The sequence below is a fragment of the uncultured Campylobacter sp. genome (genome assembly GCF_937997465.1).
In the GTDB taxonomy this organism is placed as follows: Bacteria; Campylobacterota; Campylobacteria; order Campylobacterales; family Campylobacteraceae; genus Campylobacter_A.
Genome location: NZ_CALKTQ010000230.1, coordinates 1 through 3,355, shown reverse-complemented (window position 1 = coordinate 3,355; position 3,355 = coordinate 1). Strand labels below are relative to the sequence as shown.

Sequence of the window (3,355 nt, the reverse complement as noted above, 5' to 3'; positions counted from 1 at the left end):
AAGCCCATCTCGTGCGTTACGATTAGCATCGTCATGCCGTCTTTTGCGAGGTTTATGACGACGTCTAGCACCTCGCGCACGATCTCGGGGTCTAGCGAGGCCGTTATCTCGTCAAACAGCATGATCTCTGGCCTCATGCAAAGCGCGCGCACGATGGCGATACGTTGCTTTTGTCCGCCGCTAAGCTCCTTTGGATAGGCGTATTTTTTGTGTTTTAGGCCTACTTTTTCCAGCCACGCCTCGGCTTCTTTTTCGACCTCTTCGTGGCTTCTTTTTTGCGCTTTTACCGGGCCTAGCACGATGTTTTCAATGACGTTCATATGGTCAAACAGCTCGTAGTTTTGAAAAACCATGCCCACTTTTTGTCGGATTTTTATCCAGTCTTTGTAGTCTTTGTCGATCTTTTCGCCAGCTATTTCTATCTGCCCGCCATCAAAGGGCTCAAGGCCGTTTATGCAGCGCAAAGTTGTGCTTTTGCCGCATCCTGACGGCCCCAGGATCACGACCACTTCGCCGTTTTTGACGCTAAGGTCGATGCCTTTTAGCACCTGCAAGTCGCCGTAAGATTTGCTTAAATTTGAGAGTTTTAAAATTTCGCTCATTTGATTCCTTATGCCCATCTGTTTTCAAGTATCTTGGATAGTTTTGAGATAGGATAGCAGATGAGAAAATATAATAAAAATATAAAGCCGTATATCCAAAACGGCACGGTCGGGTTGGCGGTTAGGCTCGCCGCCTCGATCGTTTGCTGTCCGACTTTTAGCAAGTCGGGTACGCCGATGAGGGCGACGATCGGGGTGGTTTTGATGATACGGCTTAGCAAATTTACGCCCGCAGGCACTAGGCGACGCGTGGCTAGCGGGATCACGACGTAAAGATAAATTTGAGTCTTGCTAAGCGCCAGGGCCGCTGCGCTCTCAAACTGATGTCGCGGTATCGAGACGATAGCGCCGCGCACGATATCCATCATCTCAAACACACCCCATAAGCTAAATACGATGAGTGAGGCGTTAAATTTGGATATATCTATCCCAAAAGCCTTGCTTGCGCCGTAGTAAAACAAAAATAGCCAGACGATTTGAGGCATTATGCGAACGATTTCGAGGCCAATTTTTAGCACAAAAAAGATAAATTTGTTTTTCGAGCTCATAGCCACGCCCAAAAACGTGCCCAAAACAAGAGAGATGGCGATCGAGATGGCTGAAATCTGTACGCTCATCCACAGCCCCTCGAAAATCAGCCGCTTTAAGACCAGTGGGTCGAATAAAATACTAACTCCGTCCAACTCTCATCCTTTTTTCTAACCAAAATAACACCAAAGATATCGGCAAAATGATAATCAAATAGCTAACGACGAGCATAAAAAGCGCCTCGTCGGTCATGTAGTAAAGCCCGATGATATCCTTGGTCGCATAGACCAGGTCGGGTAGGGCGATGATGCTGATAACCGAGGTTTCTTTGATGAGAAAGATGACGTTAGCCGCGATAGAGGGGATCGAAACGCTAAAGGCCTGAGGCAAGATAACGTAGCGTAAAATTTGCCCCTGCGTGAGAGCGACGCTAAGCGCGGCCTCTATCTGCGTCTTTTTTACCGATTCAAATCCGAGTCTAAAACTCTCAGCCATATAGCTGCCGCCTAGAAACGCAAGTCCCGCGACCGCGCAGGTAAAAGCGCTCAAATTTAGCCCGAATTTGCTAAGTCCGTAGTAGAGGAAAAAAAGCTGTATAAGCAGCGGCGTGTTTCTAGAAACCTCGATGTAGCCGTTTACGACGGGCGTTAGGAATTTGACCTTGTAAAATTTAACCAGCGTGCAAAATATGCCGATAACAAGCGAGAGCAAGATGCCGTAAAGCGAGAGCTTGACTGTGAAAATGCCCGCTTTTACGAACATCGGCGTAAATTCTTTTATAAACTCAAAATCCATAAATTTTTTAGCTTCTTTTTGATAATTTCGCGAGATTGTAGCGAAAGCAAACTAAATTTAAAACTAATTTTGTATGATTTATTTTAAAATTTAAGCTTGCAAAAGGTATCATAACTCCTAAATTTTGATAGAAATTATTTAAATAAAGGACGAATTTGAGAGCGTTTGCAGAGTGGGAAAAACAAGAGCTGATATTTTTATCGCTTCCGCACGAAAACACCGACTGGAAGCCGTACCTGGGCGAAATTTTAGATGCTTACGAGAGTCTTGTGACAGCTATCGCGCCGTTTCAAAAGGTCGTTTTGGTCTGCCCCGATGAGAGGATTTTTGCGGAGCGATTTGCTAAATTTGATAACGTAGAGTTCGTAAAAATCGACACCGATGATACGTGGATACGCGACTACGGCATGATAGATGTAGAGGACGGCGCGAAAATCGTCAGCTATGATTTCAAATTTAACGCTTGGGGCGGCAAATTTGAAAGCTCGAAGGATAATGCCGTAAATTTGGAGCTAGCTAGGCGTTTTAAAAGCGATTTGCGAAGTATCGATCTCGTGCTTGAGGGCGGCAGTATCGATTTTAACGGGCGCGGCACGCTACTAACGACGCAAAAGTGCCTACTAAACGACAACCGCAACGCCCATCTGAGCAAAGAGCAGATCGAGGCGCGGCTTAGGGAGCTTTTTGGTCTTGAGCGCGTAGTGTGGCTTAAAAACGGATTTATAAAGGGCGACGACACCGACAGTCACGTCGATACTCTGGTGCGCTTCATCGCTCCTGATACTATCGCATACGCCTCATGCGACGATCCAAATGACGAGCATTTCGAGGAGCTTGCCGAGATGAAAAAAGAGCTTGAAAGCACGGGCTTTAAGCTCGTGCCGCTGCCGCTTCCGAAGGCCAAATTTTACGGCGGCAAGAGGCTTGGCTGCACGTATGCGAATTTTATCTTTATAAACGGCGCCATTATCGTTCCGACATACGGCGACGATAACGATAAAATCGTGCTTGAGCGACTAGCGCGAGAGCTGCCTGATCACAAGATAATCGGCGTGGATTCGCTCGTTTTCGTGCGTCAAAACGGCTCGCTACATTGTTCCTCACAGAATAGATTTTTAGGCGCAAGAAGCGTGAGCGAAGCCGAAAGCGAAATCTGAATGCAATTAAATAATGCCGACATAAAAAGGCAAAATGAAATTTTAGGTCGCAGAGCCGTGATAGTCGCGGGCACGACGGCATTTGCGCTAGCTGCGGTTAAATTTGCCGCGGGTTTGATCGGCGGTTCGGTGGCGGTGCTTAGCTCGGCGATCGATTCGATGCTTGACCTGCTAGTTTCCGCGCTAAATTTCTTCGCCATCCGTAAATCCCAGGCTGCGCCCGATGCTAAATTTAACTTCGGCTACGCCAAGCTAGAAGCGCTTGCGGCGATG

The 3,355-nt window shown here is 47.0% G+C and carries 5 protein-coding genes; 2 read left to right on the top strand and 3 right to left on the bottom strand.

The annotated features are described in order from the left end of the window. The 3 genes from Q0546_RS07760 to Q0546_RS07750 form a co-directional block, all read right to left on the bottom strand. The coding region (locus tag Q0546_RS07760) for an amino acid ABC transporter ATP-binding protein (RefSeq protein WP_298791942.1) at positions 1-602 on the bottom strand (602 nt) is incomplete at its 3' end. Between the two features lie 8 nt (positions 603-610). Then, positions 611-1,285 carry an amino acid ABC transporter permease gene (locus tag Q0546_RS07755; protein WP_298791941.1) on the bottom strand — a complete coding sequence of 225 codons (675 nt, stop codon included), beginning with the start codon at positions 1,283-1,285 and terminating at the stop codon, positions 611-613. Continuing rightward, on the bottom strand, positions 1,272-1,925 hold the full coding sequence (locus Q0546_RS07750) for an amino acid ABC transporter permease (protein WP_298791939.1): 654 nt from the start codon (positions 1,923-1,925) through the stop codon (positions 1,272-1,274). The genes Q0546_RS07755 and Q0546_RS07750 overlap by 14 nt, the downstream gene beginning before the upstream one ends. 155 nt (positions 1,926-2,080) lie before the next feature. Between Q0546_RS07750 and Q0546_RS07745 the strand changes: the two genes are divergently transcribed. Both Q0546_RS07745 and Q0546_RS07740 read left to right on the top strand, forming a co-directional pair. Next, on the top strand, positions 2,081-3,082 hold the full coding sequence (locus Q0546_RS07745; RefSeq protein WP_298791937.1) for an agmatine deiminase family protein: 1,002 nt from the start codon (positions 2,081-2,083) through the stop codon (positions 3,080-3,082). Then, on the top strand, positions 3,083-3,355 hold a 273-nt coding region (locus tag Q0546_RS07740), incomplete at its 3' end, for a cation transporter (protein ID WP_298791935.1).

Bases quoted from the DNA above. Each gene is read 5' to 3' on its own strand.
- Q0546_RS07750 (WP_298791939.1), bottom strand. From the start codon at position 1,925: ATGGATTTTGAGTTTATAAAAGAATTTACGCCGATGTTCGTAAAAGCG.